20 protein-coding genes and 1 riboswitch are annotated in these 19,706 nt (G+C 76.0%); of the genes, 6 read left to right on the forward strand and 14 right to left on the reverse strand.

The window, feature by feature from the left end; genetic code table 11:
- A partial coding sequence (locus E4P43_RS20225) for a hypothetical protein (protein ID WP_209313870.1) occupies positions 1-251 on the reverse strand: 251 nt, incomplete at its 3' end.
- A 1,261-nt stretch (positions 252-1,512) separates the two neighbouring features.
- On the opposite strand from E4P43_RS20225, the gene E4P43_RS13075 reads away from it, so the two are divergent.
- On the forward strand, positions 1,513-4,065 hold the full coding sequence (locus tag E4P43_RS13075; RefSeq protein ID WP_245159114.1) for a SpoIIE family protein phosphatase: 2,553 nt from the start codon (positions 1,513-1,515) through the stop codon (positions 4,063-4,065).
- A gap of 12 nt (positions 4,066-4,077) precedes the next feature.
- Here the strand turns inward: E4P43_RS13075 and E4P43_RS13080 are convergent, their stop codons facing one another.
- The 5 genes from E4P43_RS13080 to E4P43_RS13100 form a co-directional block, all read right to left on the reverse strand.
- Positions 4,078-4,512, reverse strand: a complete 435-nt coding sequence (locus E4P43_RS13080; RefSeq protein ID WP_135145899.1) for an ATP-binding protein — start codon at positions 4,510-4,512, stop codon at positions 4,078-4,080.
- Positions 4,513-4,630: 118 nt separating this feature from the next.
- Positions 4,631-5,386, reverse strand: coding sequence for an energy-coupling factor transporter transmembrane component T (locus E4P43_RS13085; RefSeq protein WP_209313871.1), 756 nt, complete (start codon positions 5,384-5,386; stop codon positions 4,631-4,633).
- On the reverse strand, positions 5,383-6,846 hold the full coding sequence (locus tag E4P43_RS13090; protein WP_245159115.1) for an ABC transporter ATP-binding protein: 1,464 nt from the start codon (positions 6,844-6,846) through the stop codon (positions 5,383-5,385). The genes E4P43_RS13085 and E4P43_RS13090 overlap by 4 nt, the downstream gene beginning before the upstream one ends.
- Before the next feature lie 11 nt (positions 6,847-6,857).
- A complete protein-coding gene (locus tag E4P43_RS13095; protein ID WP_135145900.1) occupies positions 6,858-7,481 on the reverse strand; it encodes an ECF transporter S component in 624 nt (207 codons plus the stop codon).
- Positions 7,481-7,584, reverse strand: a riboswitch (TPP riboswitch). Its footprint overlaps the gene before it by 1 nt.
- A gap of 27 nt (positions 7,585-7,611) precedes the next feature.
- On the reverse strand, positions 7,612-8,904 hold the full coding sequence (locus E4P43_RS13100; RefSeq protein ID WP_135145901.1) for an Nramp family divalent metal transporter: 1,293 nt from the start codon (positions 8,902-8,904) through the stop codon (positions 7,612-7,614).
- Positions 8,905-9,111: 207 nt separating this feature from the next.
- Here E4P43_RS13100 and E4P43_RS13105 point away from each other — a divergent pair, with 207 nt between their 5' ends.
- Both E4P43_RS13105 and E4P43_RS13110 read left to right on the forward strand, forming a co-directional pair.
- Complete coding sequence (locus E4P43_RS13105) at positions 9,112-9,918, forward strand: SDR family NAD(P)-dependent oxidoreductase (RefSeq protein ID WP_135145902.1); 807 nt, start codon at positions 9,112-9,114, stop codon at positions 9,916-9,918.
- Between the two features lie 16 nt (positions 9,919-9,934).
- The gene (locus E4P43_RS13110; protein ID WP_135145903.1) at positions 9,935-10,489 is read left to right on the forward strand and encodes a GNAT family N-acetyltransferase; all 555 of its coding nucleotides are present in this window, start codon (positions 9,935-9,937) and stop codon (positions 10,487-10,489) included.
- On the opposite strand, the gene E4P43_RS13115 is transcribed toward E4P43_RS13110, so the two are convergent.
- The 6 genes from E4P43_RS13115 to E4P43_RS20235 all read right to left on the reverse strand — a co-directional run bounded on the left by E4P43_RS13115 (position 10,473) and on the right by E4P43_RS20235 (position 14,012).
- Positions 10,473-10,916 carry a rhodanese-like domain-containing protein gene (locus E4P43_RS13115; RefSeq protein ID WP_135145904.1) on the reverse strand — a complete coding sequence of 148 codons (444 nt, stop codon included), beginning with the start codon at positions 10,914-10,916 and terminating at the stop codon, positions 10,473-10,475. The two genes, E4P43_RS13110 and E4P43_RS13115, sit on opposite strands and share 17 nt — an antisense overlap.
- Positions 10,917-10,989: 73 nt before the next feature.
- Positions 10,990-11,676, reverse strand: a complete 687-nt coding sequence (locus E4P43_RS13120; RefSeq protein ID WP_135145905.1) for an alpha/beta fold hydrolase — start codon at positions 11,674-11,676, stop codon at positions 10,990-10,992.
- A complete protein-coding gene (locus E4P43_RS13125) occupies positions 11,673-11,879 on the reverse strand; it encodes a hypothetical protein (RefSeq protein WP_135145906.1) in 207 nt (68 codons plus the stop codon). The genes E4P43_RS13120 and E4P43_RS13125 overlap by 4 nt, the downstream gene beginning before the upstream one ends.
- 28 nt (positions 11,880-11,907) lie before the next feature.
- Positions 11,908-12,930: an NADP-dependent oxidoreductase gene (locus tag E4P43_RS13130; protein WP_209313872.1), complete on the reverse strand. Its 1,023-nt coding sequence runs from the start codon at positions 12,928-12,930 to the stop codon at positions 11,908-11,910.
- Between the two features lie 48 nt (positions 12,931-12,978).
- Positions 12,979-13,359 (reverse strand): metalloregulator ArsR/SmtB family transcription factor, encoded by a 381-nt coding sequence (locus tag E4P43_RS20230; protein WP_245159116.1) that lies wholly within the window; start codon positions 13,357-13,359, stop codon positions 12,979-12,981.
- A complete protein-coding gene (locus E4P43_RS20235) occupies positions 13,356-14,012 on the reverse strand; it encodes an SRPBCC family protein (protein WP_209313873.1) in 657 nt (218 codons plus the stop codon). Before E4P43_RS20235 ends, E4P43_RS20230 begins: the two co-directional genes overlap by 4 nt.
- A 101-nt stretch (positions 14,013-14,113) precedes the next feature.
- Here E4P43_RS20235 and msrA point away from each other — a divergent pair, with 101 nt between their 5' ends.
- Together msrA and E4P43_RS13145 are read left to right on the forward strand one after the other, a co-directional pair.
- Positions 14,114-14,776, forward strand: a complete 663-nt coding sequence (gene msrA, locus E4P43_RS13140) for a peptide-methionine (S)-S-oxide reductase MsrA (protein ID WP_135145907.1) — start codon at positions 14,114-14,116, stop codon at positions 14,774-14,776.
- Between the two features lie 91 nt (positions 14,777-14,867).
- Positions 14,868-15,983 (forward strand): methyltransferase, encoded by a 1,116-nt coding sequence (locus E4P43_RS13145; protein ID WP_245159117.1) that lies wholly within the window; start codon positions 14,868-14,870, stop codon positions 15,981-15,983.
- Between the two features lie 211 nt (positions 15,984-16,194).
- Here the strand turns inward: E4P43_RS13145 and E4P43_RS13150 are convergent, their stop codons facing one another.
- Positions 16,195-16,689: a phosphoribosyltransferase gene (locus E4P43_RS13150; protein WP_135145909.1), complete on the reverse strand. Its 495-nt coding sequence runs from the start codon at positions 16,687-16,689 to the stop codon at positions 16,195-16,197.
- 151 nt (positions 16,690-16,840) lie between these two features.
- Here E4P43_RS13150 and E4P43_RS13155 point away from each other — a divergent pair, with 151 nt between their 5' ends.
- A complete protein-coding gene (locus tag E4P43_RS13155) occupies positions 16,841-17,827 on the forward strand; it encodes a sensor histidine kinase (RefSeq protein WP_135145910.1) in 987 nt (328 codons plus the stop codon).
- A gap of 13 nt (positions 17,828-17,840) precedes the next feature.
- On the opposite strand, the gene E4P43_RS13160 is transcribed toward E4P43_RS13155, so the two are convergent.
- Positions 17,841-19,682 (reverse strand): sensor domain-containing diguanylate cyclase, encoded by a 1,842-nt coding sequence (locus E4P43_RS13160; RefSeq protein WP_135145911.1) that lies wholly within the window; start codon positions 19,680-19,682, stop codon positions 17,841-17,843.
- Positions 19,683-19,706: the final 24 nt, after the last annotated feature.

A 19,706-nucleotide genomic window follows, 5' to 3' on the forward strand; every position in this document is an offset into this window, starting at 1 on the left:
GATCTACGGCGGCTCCACCCCGGGCCGCCGCCCCGCTGACGCCGCGCGTCGTCGTCGTGCCCGAGCGGGTCCGCCAGCCGCTGGGCGGTCTGCGCGGCATCGCCCGCCGCGCGGCGCTCTGGGGCGCCGGTGAGCAGCAGGAGAACCTGGCCTGGCCCGCGGCGCGGCACGTCCCCGCCACCCCCGGCCGCCGCCGCGCGGCCCTGCGTGCCCTCACCCGCCGCGTCGCCCTGTGGGGCGCCGGCGAGCACGGCGAGCACCTGGCCTGGGGCGCCCCCGCCCCGGTCCGCCGGGAGCTCGAGCCCCCCGTGGTGCTGCGCGAGATGCCCAGCACCCCCTCGGTCCAGCCCGTGGCGGCTTCCCCCGCCGCGGCGCTCCTTCCCGCGGGACCGGCGTCGTCGCCGGGGCCGCGGACCGGTACGGCCGCACCTGAGGCGACCGCACGCCCCACCCACCCGGGCCCCACGGAGCCCGCGACCTGGAGCCGGCCACGCGTCGCCCGGCATCCAGCGCGGGACTGGCCGTCACCGGGTCGGTACGGGGCGAGGTCCACGCAGCCGATCCCACCGGTCCGCCGCTCCGGGGCCTCGAGCCCGGTCCCGGGGGTGCCGGCACCGCGCTCCCCGCGGGGGTCCGGTGACGCCCGGGCACGCGGGGACCCGCTCGCGTGCTCGGCCAGGGGCTCCCCGCCCCCACCCCGACGAACCTGGCCCGCGGACGGCGCCTCATAGCGCGCCGCCCACGAGCGGGCACCTTCGTCACCCCCGCCCGGCGCCCCGCGCCTGGCTGATGCTGCAGCGCGCCCACGGCACCCGGCCGCGGGCGTCGTCCCCCCGCCCACCGTCGAGCACGCCGGAGAGCCGGCCGCCCCCTTCCCCGGGTGGCCGCTGACCGTCGTCCCGATCCCCGACCACGTCCTCCCTCCAGGCCGAGCCCCCTCGGCCGCACCCTGTCCACCCCGACGGTGTCCCCCCGGACGCCCGCAGACCTCGTCGTTCCACGGATCCGGCCTCGACCCACCGCCGACTGCACTGCGCAGCGCGCGGACCCTCCCGGGAGGCCCGGACCGCGGACGACGGCGGCTGCCGGCCCGGAACCGTCCGGGGGACGACGGGCCCTGCCGGTACCCGGCGGCGCGAACCACGCGACGCGGGTCTCTGACCGCCAGCGGCGCCCGGAGGTGCGAGGCGGACGTCGCGGGGACCGCGGACACGGCCCCCGGTCCGCTGCTCCGGTCCAGGAGGACGACGTCGCGGAGCCGGCCGTGGCCCGCGCCGGCGGACGGCCTCCCCGTCCGCTACCGCCGCCGAGCGGCGGGCGCCCGCCGAGCGCGGGCCGGACCTCACCCCGTCCGGCCCCGCCGAGGGCGCCCGCCTCGGCCGCTCCCACCGTGCGGCCTCCCTCCCGGGCCTCGCGCAGCTCTCCGGCCGGTGTGGAACGCTCTGTGTCGACGCTGACACCGGCACTGCCCGCACCGTCGGTCGCCGCGGACACCGGGAGGGGGGACGAGCCGTGACCGACGCCGAGCACGCCGAGGGCCTGCGCCCGGACGGCCCCGTTTCCGGCGCCGACCTCTCCGACCCCGGCCGGCTCGCGCTCGTCCGCCACCTGGCCGCCGGCGCCGTCGGGGCCCCCAGCCTGCAGCGGCTGACCGACCTGGCGGTCCGGCTGCTCGACTGCCCCACCGCCCAGATCTCGCTGCTCGGCGAGGTCCAGACCGCGGTCGTCGGCAGCGGCCTGCCCCCCGGCGGTCTCGGCGCCCGGATCCCGCTGTCCCACTCGCTGTGCGCCGTCGCCGTGGCCGGCGGTGCCCCCCTCGTGGTCGAGGACGCCGCGACCGACCCGCAGGTGCAGGACCGCGAGCCGGTGCGCACGGGGGAGATCGGCTCCTACCTCGGCGTCCCCCTGGTCGTCCCCGAGGGCCGCCCCGTCGGCGCGCTCTGCGTCTACGGGCCCGACGCCCGCACCTGGAGCGAGCGCGACGTCGCCGTGCTCAACCAGCTGGCCGACTCCGTGGCGACCGAGCTGCAGCTGATGGCGCTGACCGCGGAGTTCGAGGGCAGCCGGCTGCGCTTCGAGCTGGCGATTGACGCCGCCGGCATCGGCAGCTTCGACTGGGACCTCACCAGCGGCCGGCTGCTCTGGGACGACCGGCTGCTCGCCCTGTTCGGCTACGACCGCGCCGGCTTCGACCAGACCATCGACGCCTTCGCCGCCCGGCTGCACCCCGACGACCGGGAGCGCACGCTGGGCGCCCTGCAGGCCGCGGCGGACACGGTCGGCGAGTACGACGCCGAGTTCCGGATCGTCCTGCCGTCCGGCGAGACCCGCTGGATCCGGGGCCGCGGCCGCGCGGTGGCCGGCGACGGCGGGACCGCCGTCCGGCTGCTCGGGGCCGGCTACGACACCACACCGCAGCGGCAGGAGGACGTCCGCATCGCCCGCCTGCTCGAGGCGATGAAGGCGGCGTTCTTCTCCCTGGACCGGGAGTGGCGGTTCTCCTACGTCAACGCCGAGGCCGAGCGCGTCCTCGGCGCCTCGCGCGAGGACCTGCTGGGCGGCGTCGTGTGGGATCTCTTCCCGGCCGCCGTCGGCAGCGACTTCGAGCGGAGCTACCGGGCGGCGGTGTCCACCGGCCGGCAGCAGATGTTCGAGGCCCACTACCCGGCTCCGCTGGACGCCTGGTTCGAGGTGCGTGCCTGGCCGACGCCGGACGGGCTGTCGGTCTCCTTCCTCGACGTCACCGAGCGCCGGGCCGCCGAGGAGCAGGCGCGGCGCAGCACGGCCCGCCTGTCGCTGGTGGCCCAGACGACCAGCGCCATGTCCGTCTCGCTGGGCAGCGTGGCGGCCGAGGAGCAGGCGCTGCAGCGGGTGGCCGAGCTGCTCGTCCCCGAGCTCGGGGACTGGGTGATCATCAGCCTGGTCGACGAGGACGGCCGGATGCGCGACGTCGCCAGCTGGCACACGACGCCGTCCATGCGCGCGGCGGTGGCCCGCTACGCCGCCCTGCGGCTGGCCTCCCTGCAGCCCGGGGCCCCGGTGCTCCGGGCGCTGGCCTCCGGCCAGGTGTTCGTCATCCCCGACGTGGCCGAGGCCGTGGGGCGCACGCTGCCGGCGGGCGAGGTGCGCGACGCGTTCCGGGAGCTGGCCCCGAGGTCGGCGCTCACCCTGCCGCTGGCCGCCCGGGGCAGGACCCTGGGCGCGCTGAGCGTCTACCGGTCCGCCGACCGGCCGGTGCCGGACGACGAGGACGTCTCGACGGCGCACGACGTGGCCGGCCGGATGGCGCTCGCTCTGGACAACGCCCGTCTCTACCGCGAGCAGCGGCAGCTGGCCGAGGGCCTGCAGCGGAGCATGCTCACCGCGCCGCCGCAGCCCGACCACACCGAGATCGTGGTGCGGTACCACCCCGCGATGGCCGCCGCCCAGGTCGGCGGCGACTGGTACGACGCCTTCCTGCAGCCCTCGGGCGCCACCATGCTGGTCATCGGCGACGTCGTCGGGCACGACACGGAGGCCGCGGCGGCCATGGGCCAGCTGCGCGGCATCCTCCGCGGCGTCGCCTACCGCGACGGGATCGGGCCGGCGCGGGTGCTCGGCGAGCTCGACGCCGCCGTCGACGGGCTCGGCATGGGCACGCTGGCGACCGCGGCGATCGTGCGGGTCGAGCAGACCGACGAGGAGCGGGCCGCGGGCCTCACCCGGCTGCGCTGGTCCAACGCCGGCCACCCGCCCCCGATGGTGGTCCACCCCGACGGGCGGGTCGAGGAGCTGTCCGGGGAGCGGGCCGAGCTGATGCTCGGCGTGGACCCCGCGGCCCGGCGCACGGAGACGGAGACGACCGTCGCGCGCGGCTCGACGGTGCTGCTCTACACCGACGGGCTGGTCGAGGGCCGCGACCTCTCGCTCGACGAGGGCACCGAGCGGCTGGCCACCGCGCTGCGGGAGCTGGCCGGCCTGCCGCTGGCCGAGCTGTGCGACGCCCTGCTGGCCCGGCTGCGGCCGGAGGGCCTGCAGGACGACGTCGCGCTGGTGGCCCTGCGGCTGCACCCGCAGGACGACTGACGCGCGGGCGGGTCAGCGGGCGAGCAGCGCCCAGACGTGCTTGTGGCCGTCGGTGGCGTACCAGCCGTGCTGCGCCGCGAGCTCGGCGATCAGGTACAGCCCGAGACCGCCGAAGCTCGGGTCGCGGCCCACGGCCGGCGACGGCGGCGTCTGCGGGGCCTGGTCGGTCACCTCGATCAGGTAGGCGGCGTCGGTGCGGGCGACCAGCGCCCGCACGTCACCGCCGCCGTGGCGCAGGGCGTTGGAGGCCATCTCGTCGAGCGCGAGGACGAGCCGGTCGATGAGGTCCGGCGTCACCGACCCACGCGCCACCTCGGTCAGCTCCCGGCGCACGTCGGCACGGACGCCGGGCAGCTCCGCCACCGCGCTGAGCTGCCACGACAGGACGACGTCGGCGGCGGGTGGGTACGCCGACGGCCACGTCGTGCCGGCCGCCTGCCCTGTCACGCGCGTGCTCTCCTCGGTTCCTGGCCCGCGGGTCGCTGTGCTGGCCGAACAGTCACGTATGGGCCGTTCCGGGCGACGCCAAACATGGTGTTGCGCGGATCACCCTCCGGTGCGGCGGTCAGCCGACGAAGACCGGCGACCAGGACCCGGTCAGCACGCTCAGCGTGACCGCCACGGCGCAGACCACCACGGTGCCGGCCACGAACGCGGTGTCCCGCCGGTGCAGCGTGGACCCCCGGGCGTTGCTGCGGGGGATGCCGGAGTCGAAACCGCGGGCGTCCATGGCCGTGGCGAGCCGCGACCCCCGGCGCACGGCACCCACGAGCAGCGTGAATGCCACCCCCGCGAGCAGGCGCACCCGGGCCACCGGGTTGCGGCCGGCCTCCACCCCGCGGGTGCGCCGCGCCAGGCGGACCGTCTCGAACTCGGTCACGAGCAGCGGGGCCAGCCGCAGCGCCGCCAGCGCCCCGTAGGCGAACCGGGTGGAGACCCGCCAGTGGATGGTGAGCGCGTCGGCGAGCCGTACCGGGTCGGTGGATGCGACGAGCAGGATCCCGGGCAGGGCGAGCCCGACCACCCGCAGCGCCAGCCCCAGACCGGTCAACGCGCCGGCGTCGTCGGAGAGCAGCACGTTCACCACGCCGACGGACCCGGCCCCCAGCAGCAGCGGCCAGGTCCGGCGCCACAGGTCGCGGGGGTCGGTCAGCCCGGCCGCCGGGAACAGGCACAGCTCCGCCGCGACGACGACCGCCGGCGTCACGACGTCGAGGCTGGTCAGCAGGACGAGGGTCACCACGCCCATGGCGGTCAGCTGCGCGACGGGGTTGACCCGCGACAGCCGGACGCCCGGGATCGGGCCGAGGGTGGCGGTCACAGCGCGAGCTCCGCATCGGCCAGGACCGCCACGAGGTCGGCGTCGTGGGTGACGGTGACGACGGCGCACCCGCGGGCGCGCTGCTCCGCCAGCAGCGTGACCACCTCCCGCCAGGTGGCCGCGTCCTGGCCGAAGGTCGGCTCGTCGAGGACCAGGACGCGCGGTGAGGTGGCCAGCACCGTCGCCACGGACAGCCGCCGCTGCTGGCCGCCCGACAGCGTGTACGGGTTGGCGTCGGCGAGGTCGGCCAGCCCCAGCCGGTCGAGCAGCTGCTCGGCGGTCGCGCGGGCGGCCGCGGCCCCGGACCCGGAGCGCAGCGGTCCCAGGGCCAGCTCGTCGCGCACCTGACCGGTGAGGAACTGCTGCTCGGGGTGCTGGAACACCGTGCCGATGCGGGTGACCAGCTCGCCGGCCCGCCACCGCACCGGCCCGCGGTCGCCCCGGCGCACCCCGGCGGCGAGCTCGTCGGTCGCCTCCACGCGGCCCGTGGTGGGGGCCCGCAGCCCGGCGAGGAGGAGGGCCAGCGTCGACTTCCCGCGCCCGTTGGGACCGGTCACGGCCAGCGCCCGGCCGGCCAGGAGGTCCACGTCGGTCGGCGCGAGCGCGGGTGCCGCCGCGCCCGGGTAGGTGAACCCGGCCGCCGCGGCGGACAGGAGCAGCGGCCCACCGCCGCCCGGCGGCAGCACCAGCCCCTCGGACCGCCGTGGCGGGCGCCAGCCCGGGGGCTGCTCGACCAGGCCGCCGGGGCGTAGCTCGAGCACGCGGTCGACGAGCGGGAGCCAGGGCGCGGCGTCGTGGTCCACGGCGACGACGGTCACCCGCCGGTCGGCGGTCGCCCGGCCAACGGCGGCGCGCACCAGCGCCGCACCCGCGGGGTCCAGCTGCGCGGTCGGCTCGTCGAGCAGCAGCAGCGCCGGCCGCCGGGCGAGGGCACCGGCGAGCACCAGCCGCTGCTTCTCCCCGCCGGAGAGCGCCTGGGTCGGGCGGTCGCGGCCGTACGGGAAGCCCACGGCCGCCAGCACCTCGTCGACCCTCGGCCAGATGTCGGCCCGGGGCAGGCCGGCGTTCTCCAGCCCGAACGCGACGTCGTCCCCGGCGAGGGTCATGACCAGCTGGCTGTCGGGGTCCTGCGCGAGCATCCCCAGCCGGGCGCGCGCGGCGGCCGGGGCGACGCCGTCGACGGTCAGCTCACCGGCGAACTCCGTGGCCTCCCGGTCCAGGATGCCGGCCAGCGCGGCCAGCAGCGTGGACTTGCCCGCCCCGGAGGCACCCGTCAGCAGCACCCGCTCGCCCGGCTCGACGACGAGGTCGACGTCGCGGATGGCCCAGGCGCGGCGGGAGGCGTGCCGCACGCCGAACCCGCGGGCGACGACCCGGGCGGGGGCGTCGCCGGGGGACGGCCGGTCCCCGCCCGCACCCGCGGGCAGCGACCGGCCGTCCGGAGAGCTCCTCCTCAGCACCCGGTGCGCGGTCAGACGCGGGCGCGGCCAGCGGCGAACGAGCCCAGCGCCCCGGTGCGGGCCAGGGCGCGGACCAGCAGCAGCCCGAGGACACCGGCCAGCAGCACGCTGGAGAGCACGGTGAAGGCCGCGTACGCGATGTTCAGCCCCGCCGAGACCTCGGCGTAGTACAGCGTGATGTCGAGGATCGCCGTCGACAGCCCGGCGGTGACGCCCGCGACCAGCGCCGTCGTCCAGCCGAAGCTGCGGTAGCGGGTGAGCAGGAAGCCCAGCTCGCCGCCGAGGCCCTGCACCAGGCCGTAGACCACGATGATCCCGCCGTAGGGCGAGCCGAGCAGGAGGCTCACCGCTGCGGCCAGCGTGGAGGCGAAGACCGCCGCCCCCGGCTTGCGCACCAGCAGGCCGGCGACGACGCCGGGCATCAGGAACACGCCGTTGAGCAGGCCCTTGATGGGCGGGAAGAAGTCCAGCGGCGTGGAGGCGACCTCGGCGACGAGGTTCCACGCCCAGAAGACGGCGCCGAAGGCGACGCCCAGGACGGCGGTGACGACGATGTCGACGGTGCGCCAGCGGACGGTGCCGGGCCCCTGCCCGGTGGTCTCGGGGTACGACGAACGGACGGCCGGTTCGGCCATGTCTCTGTCCTCCAGACTCCCTGCGCCGGCATGACCCGGATCAGGTTCGAGGGTCTGCGGTGTCCCGCACTCTCAGCGCCGAAGCGCTCCCCTGCTGTGAATGTGTGTTCAGTTGTGGTGCGCGACGACCTTAGCCCAGGACGAAGCCGAGGATCAGGTGGGCATTCAGGCCGATGATCAGCGCCGCGACGAGGCAGCCGGCCACCGTCGTCACCCGCCGGTTCACCCAGCCGCCCATGAGGTCGCGCCGGCTGGTCAGCCACAGCAGCGGCACCAGCGCGAAGGGGATGCCGAAGGAGAGCACCACCTGCGACCACACCAGGGCGGTGGTCGGGTCCCCGCCGAGCACGAGCACCGCCAGCGCCGGGACGAGGGTGACCAGCCGCCGGGCCAGCACCGGGATGTGCCGCTTCAGGAAGCCGGCCATCACGACCTGGCCGGCGTGCGTGCCCACCGACGACGACGCGAAGCCGCTGGCCAGCAGCGCGACGGCGAAGGCCAGGGCCGCGCCGGTGCCGAGCTGGTCGCCCAGGCCGGCGTGCACGCCCTCCAGGGTGTCGGCGCCGCTGCCGCCGGTGAACAGCTGCGCGGCGATGACCAGCATCGCGGCGTTGACCAGGCCGGCCAGCCCCATCGCCAGGACGACGTCCAGCCGCTGGGCGCGCAGCAGCCGGCGCCGTCCGCCCTCGGTGCGCCCGGCGGTGACGACGTCGCCGTAGCGGCCGGGGGTCAGCGCCGAGTGCACGTAGATCACGTGCGGCATGACGGTGGCGCCCAGGATGCCGGTGGCCAGGAGGATGCTCTCCGAGCCCTCGAAGGAGGGCACCATGCCGCCGGCCACGCCGCCGAGGTCCACGCCGGCGCCGACCAGCGTGTAGCCGAAGCCCAGGCCGATCACGAGCAGCAGCCCGGTGATCACCCGCTCGAAGGGCCGGTGCCCGCGGGACTGGGCGGCCAGCAGCACGAAGGCGACGACGGCGGTGATCAGCCCGCCGACGGGCAGCGGCACGCCGAAGAGCAGGTAGAGGGCCACGGCCCCGCCGACGATCTCGGCGACGTCGGTGGCGATCGCGACCGCCTCGGCCTGGAGCCACAGCACGTAGGTCACCCGCCGGGGGAGGCGCTCGCGGCAGAGCGTGGCGAGGTCGCGGCCGGTGGCCAGCCCGAGCTTCGCCGTCAGCGTCTGGACCAGCATCGCCATGAGGTTGGCCGCCACGATGACCCACAGCAGCGTGTAGCCGAAGGCCGCCCCGCCGGAGAAGTTGGTGGCGAAGTTGCCGGGGTCGACGTAGGCCACCGCGGCGACGAAGGCCGGCCCGAGCATCGGCCAGATGCGGCGCCTGCCCGCCGGGGGAGCGGCCGGCCGCGGGGCGGCCACGAGCGTCGTCGGCAGCACGGCGGCCTCGGTCTTCGACAGGTACACGGCGGCCTCGCAGGGTGGAGCGGGTGGGCGGTCGCTCCTGTCCTGCCCACGGGGGGTGTCACGCCGGGGCCTAGTCGTGGCCCCCCGGGGCCAAGGTCAGCCTGGCCTTCCCCCGAGGGGCCTTCATGGCCATTTCGGCCCCGGCGGGTGGACCCGGCGCCCAGTGGGCAGGAACGGTCCGTCCGCCCCCTCGACCGTGGAGGTCCCGTGACCGACGCAGCAGCGCCCCGCCCCCTCGCCCTCGTGACCGGTGCCTCCAGCGGCATCGGCCTGGAGCTGGCCAAGCAGTTCGCCGACAACGGCTTCGACCTGGTCGTCGTCGCGGAGGACGACGAGCTCGACGCGGCGAAGCTGCAGCTCCAGCAGCGCGGTGCGGCCGTCTCCGACATCCGGGCCGACCTCACCGAGCGGGCGGAGGTGGAGAAGGTGGTCGCCGCCGTGCGCGGCGCCGGCCGCCCGCTGGCCGCGGCGGCCCTCAACGCGGGGGTGGGCGTGGCCGGCCGCTTCAGCGAGACCGACCTGGACGCGGAGCTGGGGATCGTCCAGCTGAACTGCGCCTCGACCGTGCACCTGGCCAAGCGGGTGGTGCAGGACATGGTGGCCCGCGACGAGGGCCGGATCCTGTTCACCTCGTCGGTGGCCTCGCAGGCTCCGGAGCCGTTCCAGGCGGTCTACTCCGCGTCGAAGGCCTTCGTGCAGTTCCTCGCGCTGGGCATCCGCGAGGAGCTGAGCGACACGAACGTCACCGTGACCGCGCTGCTGCCCGGCCCCACCGACACCGAGTTCTTCGACCGGGCCGATGCCACCGACACCAAGCTCGGCGCCTCGGACAGCAAGGACGACCCGGCGCAGGTCGCCCGGCAGGGCTTCGAAGGGCTGATGAAGGGCGAGGCGTCGGTGTTCGCCGGCTCGGTGACCAGCAAGCTGATGGGCAAGCTGTCGGCGGTCCTGCCCGACGCGATCGCCGGCAAGAGCCACAAGCCGATGACCGCCCCCGGGTCGGCGCAGGGCTGACCGGCAGGATCGAGGGGTGGAGACACCGCCGCTGGACCTCGGAACGCTGCTGCTGCGCCCGTGGCGGGACGACGACGTCGACACCGTCTTCGCCCTGCAGCAGGACGCGGCGTCGCGGCTGTGGTCCGGGGGCGGGGCGCTCGCGACCCGGGACGACGCCGTCGCGCTGGTCGCCCGGCTGCGCGCCCAGGACAACCGCGCGTCCTGGGCCGTGGTCGGCGCGGCGGCGGGGGAGCTGCTCGGCTCGGTGACCGTGCACTCGATCGACCTGGTGCAGGGCAACGCCCAGGTCGGGTACTGGACGGCGGAGGCGGCGCGCGGGCGCGGGGTCGCCCCGCGGGCGGTGGACGCCGCCTGCCGGTGGGTGTTCGCGTCGCTCGGCGTGGACCGCATCGAGCTGTGCCACGCGGTCGAGAACACCGCCTCCGGCAGGGTGGCCGAGAAGGCCGGCTTCACCTACGAGGGGCGCCTCCGCCGCTCGTTCCGCTACGGCGACGGGCTCAAGCACGACGAGCTGGTCTGGGGCCGCCTGTCCGACGACCCCGCGCCGGGGCTCAGCAGCCGCAGCTGACGCCGGCCGGGGCGGTGAGCGGGTCGACCGACGGGCGGTGGACGCCGTCGGCGGTGGCGATGGGGAGGCCCTCCCGCGCCCAGTACTCGAACCCGCCGATCATCTCCCGCACGCGGTACCCCAGCAGCGCCAGCGCGAGCCCTGCCCGGGTGGCCCCGTTGCAGGCGGGCCCCCAGCAGTAGGTGACCACCGGGACGGCGCGGTCGAGCTCGGCGGGCGCGCGGGCCGCGATCTCCCGGGTCGGCAGGTGCACGGCGCCCGGCACGTGCCCCTGCCGCCAGGCGTCCTCGCTGCGGCTGTCGAGGAGGACGAACCCGGGCCGGCCGGAGTCCAGGGCGGCGTGCACGTCGCTGACGTCGGTCTCCACGGCCAGCCGGTGCGCGAAGTGGGCGGCGGCGTCGGCAGGTGCGGTGTCCCAGTCGATCATGCTCGTGACGGTAGGGACGGCGTCGCGACGGCGACAGCGTCCCGGCTGCCGACAACCGCAGGGATCCCGCCGTCTACAGCGGGACGGCGACCCGTTCCGGGGCGGGACGGGCCAGCGCGCGGGCGACGTCGGCCGGCACCGGCCCCAGCCCTGCACCGGCGAGGACGACGTCGCGGACGAAGGTGTGCCACCGGTGCGCGTGCCGCAGCATGCTGTGGCCCCCGACGACGGTGAACCGGGCGACCTCCGCGCCGGCCGCCGCGGCCCGGGCCGCGAACTCCTCCGACAGCCGCGCCGGGACCCAGCGGTCCCCGCGCCCGTGCAGGATCGTCACCGACCGGCCGCGCAGGTGCTCGACCGGCTCCCCCGGCGGGGTCCAGGGCGCCAGCGCGCAGACCGCGCCCACCCCGTCGTGGCCTCCCGCGCGCAGGACCGCGCGGCCGCCCATCGAGTGGCCGACCAGGACGACCGGCAGCCCGGGGCTCTCGGCGCGGATCCGGTCCAGCGCCCAGCGCACGTCGGCGTAGGCGTCGGCGGCCGCGCCGTTCCAGCCGGCCACGCGGTAGCGGAGGAGGTGGGTCGTCAGGCCGGCGTCGGCGCCCGCCGCGGACACGAACTGCTCGATCGCACGCATCCGAACCAGGGACAGCGCCCGCTCCTTCGGCGGCTCCACGCTGGCCACCGTCCCGCCGTGGCAGAACAGCGCCACGGCCCGCGGCGTGCCCGTCGCGGCGTGGGTCTCCAGGACGGGGCCGGTCACCCCCGGCGTCCGCGGCGGCCGCGCAGCGTCGCCCGCGCCCGGTCACCGAGGTCGCCGGCCTTGAGCAGGGCGTTGCTCACCGCTGACGGGCCGCGACGGCGCTGCAGGGCCAGGCCCACCCGCCGCAGCAGCCCGGTGGCCAGGGGGACGACGACGGTGAGCAGCAGCCAGGTGCGCAGCCGGCTGGTCAGGAAGAGCCACATGAGCTGCCCCTTACCCCGGACCGGCCGGTCATGCGGGGTCGTCGGCGAGGCGGACGACCATCTTCCCGGTGTTCCCGCCGCGCAGGAGGTCCAGGAACGTGTCGACGGCGGCGTCCAGGCCCTCGCGCACGGTCTCCCGCACCACGAGCCGGCCGTCGCGCAGCCAGCCGGAGACCGCCTCGGCGAAGGCCGGCTGCAGGTCGGCGTGGTCGCCGACGATGAACCCGCGCAGGCTGAGCTTCTTGGTCACCAGCATGAACATGTTCCGCGGCCCGGGGGCGGGCTCGGTGGCGTTGTAGCCGGAGATGGCCCCGCACAGCGCGGCGCGGCCGAACTCGTTGAACGCGCCGATGGCGGCCTCGAGGTGCTCACCGCCGACGTTGTCGAAGAAGACGTCGATGCCGCCGGGGGCGGCCGTCCGCAGCTGCTGGGCCACCGGGCCGTCGTGGTAGTCGAACGCGGCGGTGAAGCCGAGCTCCTCGGTCAGCCAGCGCACCTTCTCCGGGGTCCCGGCGCTGCCGACGACCGCCGAGGCGCCGCTGAGCCGGGCGAACTGGCCGACGAGGCTGCCCACGGCGCCGGCGGCGCCGGAGACGAAGACCGTGTCGCCCTCCCGGAACTCCGCCAGCCGGAAGAGGCCGGCCCAGGCGGTGAGGCCCGGCATGCCGAGCACGCCCAGGTGGTAGCTCGGCGGGATGCCGGGCAGCTCCGGCAGCACCCGCACGTGCCGCGCGTCGAGCACGGCGACGTCCCGCCAGGCGGCGTCGGCCAGGATGAGCGCGCCCTCGGGGACGTCGGGGGAGCGGGACTCGACCACCCGGCCGACCGCGCCGCCCTTCATGGTCTCGCCGATCTCCCAGGCCGCGGCGTAGGACCTGCCCGCGTTCATCCTCCCCCGCATGTAGGGGTCGACCGACATGACGAGCATGCGGACGACGACCTGGCCCTCGGTGGGGTCGGGCCGGTCCAGCTCGACCAGGCGGAAGTCGTCGGGCGCCGGCTCCCCGACGGGGCGGGCGGCCAGCTGCCATTCACGCGTGTGCACGGTCACGCCGCGATCGTGCCGTGGACCCGGGGCCGGCGCTCGACCGGCCCCGGGTCAGGCCGGCCGGCTGCCCCGGCCCTCCCGCCGGGCCGGGGCGCTCCGGCGCTCGCGGCGGCCGCGGACGAGCTCGGTCGCCAGGGCGTCCAGCGGCTGGGCGAACGGGCGGAGGGGGTCGACGAGGTCGGCGAGCCAGGCCCGCGCCGCCTCGAGGCCGTCCCCGTCGAGGGCGTAGAGCCGTCGCGTCCCGTCCGGGCGCACGGTCACGAGCCCGGCGTCCCGCAGCACCCGAAGGTGCTGGGAGACGGCGGGCTGGGAGATGGCGGCGTGCTCCCGCAGGGCCGCCACGACCCCGCCCGCCGGCTGCTCGCCCCCCGCGAGCAGGACGAGGATGCGGCGCCGGGTCGGGTCGCCCAGCGCCTCGAAGATCCCGCTCACCCGGCGTTCGAGGGGTCCTCGGGCACGGTCGTGTAGAAGGCGACAGTCCGCTCCGCGGCCTCGTGCGCGGCGCCGGCCTCGTCGCCGTCGGCCACCGCGGCGTCGGCCCACCCGCCGGCCGCCTGGCGCACGAACGCGACGCCCTCGTCGGAGACGGCGAACGTCTCGCCGAAGGAGGCGTCGACCGCCTCCCCGCTCTCGACGTGCAGGCCCAGGCCCATGAGCGCCAGGTCCCACCCGACGCCGACCGCGCCCGGTCCGAACTGGCGCCAGAACTCGGGGTCCACGGGTGCCTCGTGGACCAGCTCCAGCGTCGTCCCGGCCTCCGCCGGGGTCAGCCGGACCTCCAGCCACGACACCTGCCCGCCGAACTCCCAGGTCACGGCGAAGGACTCCGGTTCGTCGCAGCGCTCCACGACGCCGCCGGCGTTCCCCTCGGTCTGGTAGCGGCCGCCCACCCGCAGCTCGCCGCTGACCGGCAGGAACCAGCGCGGGATGCGCTCGGCGTCGGTCAACGTGCTCCAGAGGTCGGCCCGGTCCGCGGGGTACGTGCGGCGGGCGACGGCGATCCGCGTCGGCACGCCGTCGCGGGTGCCGCTGCGAACCTCCCGCGTCACCAGTCCGGCGGTGCGCATCGGGTCGATGGTCGTCATGGCCAACCTCCATAAGTTGCAGCTTATGAAAGCAGGCTAGGGGTGCCGGGGCCGCCGGGGCAAGGGGGATCGGTGTTGCACGACCGTCCTACGCTCGAGGCATGTTGTTCTCCCGTGCCAAGACCGAGCTGGTCGCGCCCGAGGGCGCGCTGCCGGGGCGTCCCGACCCGCTGCCGCACGTGCCCGAGGTGCACGCGATCAACGGCAACCGCATCCAGCCGCCGTTCCCCGAGGGCATGCAGACCGCGGTCTTCGGCGCCGGCTGCTTCTGGGGCGTGGAGAAGGTCTTCTGGGAGACCCCGGGCATCTACTCGACGGCCGCGGGCTACGCGGGCGGCTACACCCCGAACCCGACCTACGAGGAGGTCTGCTCGGCGCGCACCGGGCACACCGAGGTCGTGCTGGTCGTCTTCGACCCCGCGGTCATCTCCTACGAGCAGCTGCTGAAGGTGTTCTGGGAGGACCACGACCCCACGCAGGGCATGCGCCAGGGCAACGACATCGGCACCCAGTACCGCTCGGCGATCTACTACGCCTCGTCCGAGCAGGAGGCGGCCGCCCGCGCCACCCGTGACGCCTACCAGGAGCGCCTGCGGGCCGCGGGCTACGGCGAGATCACCACCGAGATCGCCCCGCTCGGCGACTTCTACTACGCCGAGGACTACCACCAGCAGTACCTCTACAAGGTGCCCAACGGGTACTGCCCGGTGCACTCGACCGGCGTCTCCTGCCCGATCGGCCTGGGCGTCGACAGCTCCGAGTAGCGCCGGCCTCGCCGAGATCTCCCTCGGGCCGGCATCCGGTCTCCCGGATGCCGGCCCGAGCCGCATCTCGGCGATGCAGGACAGTGGTGGGGTGCCCTCCGACCTGTTCGACCTGCTCCGCCGCGAGCCCGACGTCGAGGCGCCCGACCTGGTCGCCGTCGACGCGACCGACCGCCTGCTGCTCGACGAGGCGGCCGCCGCCCTGGCCCTGGCCGGCCCGGGTGAGGTCGCGGTCGTCGACGACTCCTACGGGGCCCTGACCCTGGGCGCGGTGGCGCTGCACGGGGCGAGCGACGTCCGGGTGGCCCAGGACCTGCTGGTGGGGGAGTTGGCGCTGGCCGCCAACGCGGAGCGCGCCGGGCTCGCCGGGAGCTACCGGTCCCTGCCGCTGGCGGAGGTGGCCACCGGCGCCCGGGTGGTGCTGGTCCAGGCGCCCAAGGCGCTGGACGCCCTGCGGGAGATCGCCGAGGCGGTGGCCGCCGTCGCCGCCCCCGACGTAACGCTGCTCGTCGGCGGCCGGGTCAAGCACATGACGCACGCGATGAACGACGTCCTGCGGGGCTCGTTCGACGACGTCTCCGCGACCCTCGCGCGGCAGAAGTCGCGCGTGCTGGTGGCCCGTGGCCCCCGGCCGGGCGCGTCGTCCTTCCCGCGGCGGCAGCGGCACGAGGACCTCGGCCTCACGGTCTGCGCGCACGGCGCGGCGTTCGCCGGCACCAAGGTCGACATCGGCACCCGCGCGCTGCTCGCCTGCCTGGACCGGATGCCGGCGGCGGGCACCGCGCTCGACCTCGGGTGCGGCACCGGCGTGCTGGCCGCGGCGCTGGCCCGCAGCCGGCCGGGCCTGGAGGTCCTGGCCGCCGACCAGTCCGCCGCCGCCGTCGCATCGGCCCGCGCGACGGCCGAGGCCAACGGCCTGGGCGACCGGGTCAGGGTGGTGCGGGACGACGCCGGGGCCTCGCTGGGGGAGGGGAGCGTCGACCTGGTGGTGCTCAACCCGCCGTTCCACGTCGGGGCCGCCGTCGTCACCACGGTCGCGGAGCGGCTGTTCACCGCTGCGGCGCGCGTGCTGCGCCCGGGCGGCGAGCTCTGGACCGTCTACAACTCCGCGCTCCGCTACACGCCCGGGCTCTCCCGCATCGTCGGTCCCACCCGGCTGGCCGAGCAGACGCCGAAGTTCACCGTGACGGTCTCCACCCGCCGCTGACCGGCAATTACGGAACGAGGAAGGTCCTCCGTTCGGGTGATTGCCCTGTAGTTCGGCCTCCAGGCCGCCGATGTAGGGGCATACGGCACCGGGAACGCCCGGTACCGGGAACTTGGTCGCGGGTCCGGAGCACGACGCGGCGACGGGGCGGCCTGGGGGGACGACGGCGGCGGGAGAGATCCCGCCGCCGTCGATCTATGTGCGTGCCGGCTCAGGACCCCGAGGGGCCGGGGCGCCGGCGCACCGGCGGCTCGGCCGACCACGGGAAGTCGATCCAGCGGTCGGTGCGGCGCCACACGTAGTCGCAGCGCACCAGAGAGCCGGGCTTCTCGTACACGACCGCGGTGCGCACGTCGGCCACGTGGCCGGCGCAGAAGTTCCGCACCAGCTCCAGCGTCTTGCCGGTGTCGGCGACGTCGTCGGCCACCAGGACCCGCGCGCCGGTCAGGTCCACGACGTCGAGGGTCGGCGGCAGGACCACCGGCAGGTCCAGCCGCTGGTCGACGCCGGTGTAGAACTCGACGTTCATCACGAAGAGGTTCTTCACGTCCAGGGCGTAGCCGAGCGCGCCGCCGAGGAAGAGCCCGCCACGGGCGATGCACAGCACCAGGTCCGGCTCGAACCCGTCGTCGACGACCTGTTCGGCCAGGTCACGGGCTGCATGCCCGAACGCCTCGTACGTCAGCACCTCGCGGTCGTGGTCCACGGGACGGATGGTGCACGTGGAACATTGCGGACGGGAGTCATCTCGGCGGCGGTCCGTTGCGCGGGGCCGGTGGTTGACCCCCGGCGTCCATGTCACACAATGTTCAACCAACCGGCCGGGAACGCTCCGGCCCGCATGATCTGAGGGCGGCATGTCTGAGGCGGTGGACGCAGGCCGGGAGCTCGCCGCAGCCTGCGACCCGGCCGGGCGCTCGCACACCGGGCTCGTTGCCGGGTCCGACGACGAGATCGTGGCCGGTGCCGTCCCCTACGTGGAGGAGGGGCTCGGCGCGGGGGACACGGTCCTGCTGTGCTGCCCTCCCGAGACCGTCGCCCTCATCACCGCGGCGCTGGGGGAGCGCGCCTCGGCCGTCGAGTCCGACGCGCGGATCTGCCTGCTGGGCACCCGCGTCGCCGACGCCATGGCGGTGACCCGCGAGTGGGTGCGGCGGGCGGCGGGCACCGGCTCCGGCCGGCTCCGGATCGTCGGCCAGGTGCAGTTCGGGGCCGCCGCGCGGAACTGGCGCGAGGGGCTGCGCTACGAGGCCGCCGCCAACCGGCTGCTCGCGGACGAGCCGCTCTCGGCGCTGTGCCTGTTCGACCGCCGGGTGCTGCCCGCCGAGGTGCTGGCCGGTGTCGGCGCTACCCACCCGCAGCTGCTCTCCGGTGGCCGTCACGTCCCGAGCGGTTCCTTCCGCGACCCGCGCGAGTTCGCCCTCCGGCTGCCGCTGCCCCGCGAGCCGATCGAGGGCGCCGGCCCGGTGTTCACCGCGACCGATGCGCCGTCGCTGGCCGAGCTGCGCGGCGACCTGCGCCGGGTCATCCGGGCCCGGGTCACCGACCCCGACCTGGACGAGGACCTCCACTTCGCGGCCAGCGAGGTGGCCTCCAACGCGTTCCGCCACGGGGCCCGCCCCGTCTCCGCCCGGGTCTGGGTGGACGCCGACCGCCTGGTCTGCGCGATCTCCGACAGCGGCCCCGGCTTCGACGACCCCTTCGCCGGCTTCCGGCCGGCGCACGGCGACGACCTGGCGCTCGGGGGCATGGGGCTGTGGCTGGCCCGCAAGCTCTGGGACCACGTGGACGTACTGCCGCTCGAGCCGGGCGTCACCGTACGGCTGAGCACGCGCCTGCGCTGACGCGTCCGCGCGGTCAGGCGAGCACGGACTCCGTGGCGTCGAGCAGGGCGCGGCTGTCCTTGCCGTTGCGCTTGGCGGTGTACATGGCGGTGTCGGCGCGGTGCAGCAGCTGCTCGGCCGTGCAGCCCGGCTCGGCCAGCGCGCCACCGATGCTCGCCGACACGGTGACCGCCTGCCCGGCCAGCTGCACCGGGGACCGCATCGCGACCAGCAGCCGGTCCGCGACGTCGCGCAGCCGGTCGCCGTCGGCGCCGTTCAGCAGCAGGGCGAACTCGTCCCCGCCCAGGCGGGCCACGACGTCGTCGCCGCGCACCTGGGCCGACAGCCTGCCCGCGACGGCGAGCAGCAGCTCGTCGCCGGCGGCATGGCCGAGCGTGTCGTTGACGGTCTTGAAGTCGTCGACGTCGACGAAGAGGACGGCGGGCGGCGTGACGGCGTCGACGTCGGCGGTGGCCGCCTCGAGCCGCTCGTTGAAGGCCGTCCGGTTCAGCAGCCCGGTCAGCGGGTCTGTGCGCGCCTGGCGGCGGAGCTCGTCCTCGAACAGCTTCCGGTCGGTCACCTCGCGGAAGTTCACGACCCAGCCCTCGATGCCCACGGCGTCCACGCGGCCGCTGATGCGCATCTCGACCCACCGCGTCCCGCCGGAGCTGTGCTGCACGCGGATGTCGGTGTCGACGACGCCGGAGTCCGGGTCGCCGGACCGGCCGGCCGCGGCGACGGCGGCCCGCAGGCGGGGCTGGTCGCGGGGGTCGGCCAGGGAGATGGCGTCGCGGCCGACGTAGTGCGCGGCGGGCCGGCCGAGCAGTGACTGCACCGCCGGGCTCATGTAGGCGACCGCGCCGGCGGCGTCGACGATGGCGATGACGTCCGCGGCGTTCTCGAGCAGGATCTGCAGCCGCGCCTCGCTGGCGGCCAGGGCTGACCGGGTGCGCTCGCGCTCCCGGTTCAGGGCGAACAGCCGCCAGAGCGCCATCCCGGTGAGCAGCGCGCTTCCCGCGCCGAGGACGTAGCCGATGCCGCCGTGGCCGGCGGTCCAGAGCACCAGGAGCGCGGGGCTGACGAGGAGAGCGGCGCCGACGGCCAGGACGCGGCTGGAGGTGGCGTCCTGCTCCGACGTCGGGGTCAGGCCCATGCGCGCGACGGAGGGGTGCCGGCCGGCCAGGGCGATCGCCGCCACGGACAGCAGCGGCAGCGGGTCGAGCAGCGTGGAGGTGCGCAGCGCGGACTCGGTGAGGATCGCGCCGCCGTAGCCCACGAAGGCCAGGGCCGCCGCGGCGAACAGGGCCATCGTCGTCACCGACCGGGTGCGGGAGAGCGCCAGCGGGACGCAGACGATGAGGAGGACGGCGGTGAGCAGCGGGGTGCCGATCCCCACCTCGATCAGGTTGGCCGACATGGAGTGCCGGTCACCGCGCACGGCGAGGATCGCCAGCCCGGTGGCCAGCAGGAGGGTGGCGATGTCGAGCCAGGACGAGCGGTCGCGGTGCCGGCGGCCACCCCGCACCACGGCTATGGCGCCCACCACGAACGCCCCGTAGGCGGCGATGTCGAGGGCGGACTCCAGCGGGGCGGTGACGTCCGTGGCGACCCCGGCCAGCTTCCACACGTCGGCGACGCAGCTCAGGGCGAAGAACAGCAGGCCGAGCCCGAGTCCCCGCCAGGCGACGACGAGCTGGGTGCGGTGGTGGCGGAGGGCGACCCGCACGCCGGCCAGCCCCAGGGCGAAGAGGGGGATCTCGGCGGCGGGCCGCCAGGGGCCGTGGGGGACGACGGTGACGATCAGGGCGACGCTCAGCACGGCCAGCGCCGCGTGCAGCCAGGCAGCACGGGCGGTCGGAGCGTGGGAGCCGTTCACGCGACCCCATCGTCACGTCCGGGG

Source organism: Blastococcus sp. TF02A-35 (assembly GCF_004571075.1).
Lineage (GTDB): Bacteria > Actinomycetota > Actinomycetes > Mycobacteriales > Geodermatophilaceae > Blastococcus.